This window comes from Luteibacter yeojuensis, from assembly GCF_000964085.1.
In the GTDB taxonomy this organism is placed as follows: Bacteria; Pseudomonadota; Gammaproteobacteria; order Xanthomonadales; family Rhodanobacteraceae; genus Luteibacter; species Luteibacter yeojuensis_A.
In genome coordinates this window covers 1-2,136 of sequence record NZ_JZRB01000094.1, presented here as the reverse complement: position 1 = coordinate 2,136, position 2,136 = coordinate 1, and the positions used below count along the sequence as shown (strand labels likewise).

Annotated in this window: 2 protein-coding genes; one reads left to right on the top strand and one right to left on the bottom strand. The window is 69.9% G+C overall.

All coding sequences use genetic code 11. The features are described from left to right. Positions 1–290: 290 nt before the first annotated feature. Positions 291–1,040 (bottom strand): SDR family oxidoreductase, encoded by a 750-nt coding sequence (locus tag VI08_RS20270; RefSeq protein WP_045831456.1) that lies wholly within the window; start codon positions 1,038–1,040, stop codon positions 291–293. A 97-nt stretch (positions 1,041–1,137) separates the two neighbouring features. Here VI08_RS20270 and VI08_RS20265 point away from each other — a divergent pair, with 97 nt between their 5' ends. Next, on the top strand, positions 1,138–2,052 hold the full coding sequence (locus VI08_RS20265) for a LysR family transcriptional regulator (RefSeq protein ID WP_045831455.1): 915 nt from the start codon (positions 1,138–1,140) through the stop codon (positions 2,050–2,052). Positions 2,053–2,136 lie beyond the last annotated feature (84 nt).

Below are 2,136 nucleotides of genomic sequence, written 5' to 3'. Positions count from 1 at the left end.
GCCGTCGGCATCGAGCAGCACCATGAGCCCGGCGGCGGCACAGGCCGTCGCCACGGCCCAGGCGAACGCCACCCACCGCGAGGCGGCCGAGGTATCTCCCTTCAACACGGCGACGAGACAATGGCGGCACACGGTGGGGCCGGGTGCGAGGGCACAACGTCGACAGGGGCGATCAGCCATGGTGGCGGGCTCTGGAGGTGGTGCGCCGATCGTGCCGTCAGGGCCCGTCGCTGGCGGGTGAAGCCGGGGTGGCCCGGCCCCACGCCGCTCAGCGGACGGTTACCTTTTGTTTACAACTGGCTCATGCCGCCGTCGGCGATGATCTCGGTGCCGACGATGAAGCCCGATTCCGGCGACGACAGGTGCAGCACCGTCGAGGCGATCTCCTCCGGCCGGCCGAAGCGGCCCAGCGGCACCTGTGCCTGGATCTGCGCCGCCGTGGCCTCGAGCTGGGCCTGGTCCATGCCCAGCTTGCCGTACAGCGGCGTGTGCACGGGGCCCGGGCTCACCACGTTGACGCGGATACCGCGCGGCAGCAGCTCGGCCGACAGCGTGCGGGCCAGGGTGATCAGGGCCGCCTTGCTGGCGGCGTACACCGACGAGTTGGGCATGCCGATGTGCGCGTTGATCGAGCCGTTGAGCACGATGGAGGCGCCATCGTTGAGCTGCGGCAGCACGGCCTGGAGCTGGAAATAGGCGCCCTTGGTGTTGGTGTTGAAGGTGAGGTCCCAAAGGGCCTCGTCCACGTCCGCGAAGGCAGCGAACTTCGCGACGCCCGCATTGATGAAGACGGCATCGAGCCGGATGCCCTGCGCGGCGAGTGCCTGGCCCAGGGCCTTCGCGTCGCCGAGGTGGGAGGCATCGTTCTTCAGCGCCACGGCACCGCCACCCAGCCCGGTGGCTACCTGTTCGAGGGCCTTTTCGTCGCGGCCCGTGACGACGACGCGGGCGCCTTCGGCCGCGAATGCCTGGGCGACGGCAAGGCCGATGCCGCTGGTACCGCCGGTGACGAGGACGTTTTTGCCGTTGAAGCGTTTCATGGGGTTGCCCTTGCGTGGTTGGGATGGGCACATGCTGCGCCGCTGCCGCCGTGTTGCCGTACCATCGCCTCGTCGCAGACGTTCGATGGGGTCGAACATGTTGTCGGATGACGAACTGGCCCTGCTGGAGGCCATCCGCGAGACCGGCAGCCTGTCGCGTGCCGCCGCCCGCCTGGGCAAGGCGCCCTCCACGCTTTCGCACGCCGCACGGCAGCTCGAGGAACGCTTCGACGCCCTGCTCTTCGACCGCCGACGCTACCGATTGCAACTCACCCCGGCCGGCCAGTTATTGGCGAATGAAGCCGCGCGGCTCATGCAGGACGTGGGGCGGCTGGCCCAGCGCGTGAAGCAGGTGGCCGGCGGCTGGGAGGACCGGCTGTGGATCGTCACCGACGAGTTGCTCGAGTTCGAGCTGCTGTTCCCCTCCATACGGGCCTTCGACGCGCTGGATTCCGGCGTAAGGCTGCGGCTGACCCACGAGGTGCTCGGGGGAACCTGGGAAGCCCTGCGCGATGGCCGCGCCGACCTCGTCGTCGGCGCCACGAACGAGCCACCGGCCATCCCCAGGCTGCAGTGGCTTGAGCTGGGTGTCATGGAATGGGTTTTCGCCGTCTCGCCCCGCCACCCGCTGGCGCGGGCCCGCGAGCCACTCGATGCCGATACGCTGATGAAGCACCGCGCCGTGGTGGTGGCGGATTCGTCGCGTGGCGCCGCGCGCGGTTACGGCACCCTTGGTGGCCAGCCGACCCTGGCCGTGCCCAGCATGCGCGCGAAGATCCTTGCCCAACGCGAAGGCCTGGGCGTGGGCTGGGTGCCACGGCAACGCGCCAGGGCGCTGCTCGATACCGGCGAACTGGTCGAGAAGCGCATGGCCAACCCGCGCGAGCCCAACACGCTGTACGTGGCCTGGCGTGGCGAGGCCGATGGCCGCGCCCTCGCCTGGTGGGTCGCGCAGTTCCGCCAGCCACGGCTGGCGAAGCGGCTGATCCAGGGGCTGCCGGTCACCGGCTAGGCGCTTACCGCGTGGCGTGGCGCGGCACGCTCACCACGAACTCGACGCCATCGTCCACGTTCCGCGCCACGACGGTACCGCCAT

What these genes read in the sequence shown, in the direction of transcription:
- VI08_RS20270 (WP_045831456.1), bottom strand. Translation starts at nt 1,040, where the DNA reads ATGAAACGCTTCAACGGCAAAAACGTCCTCGTCACCGGCGGTACCAGC.
- VI08_RS20265 (WP_045831455.1), top strand. Translation starts at nt 1,138, where the DNA reads ATGTTGTCGGATGACGAACTGGCCCTGCTGGAGGCCATCCGCGAGACC.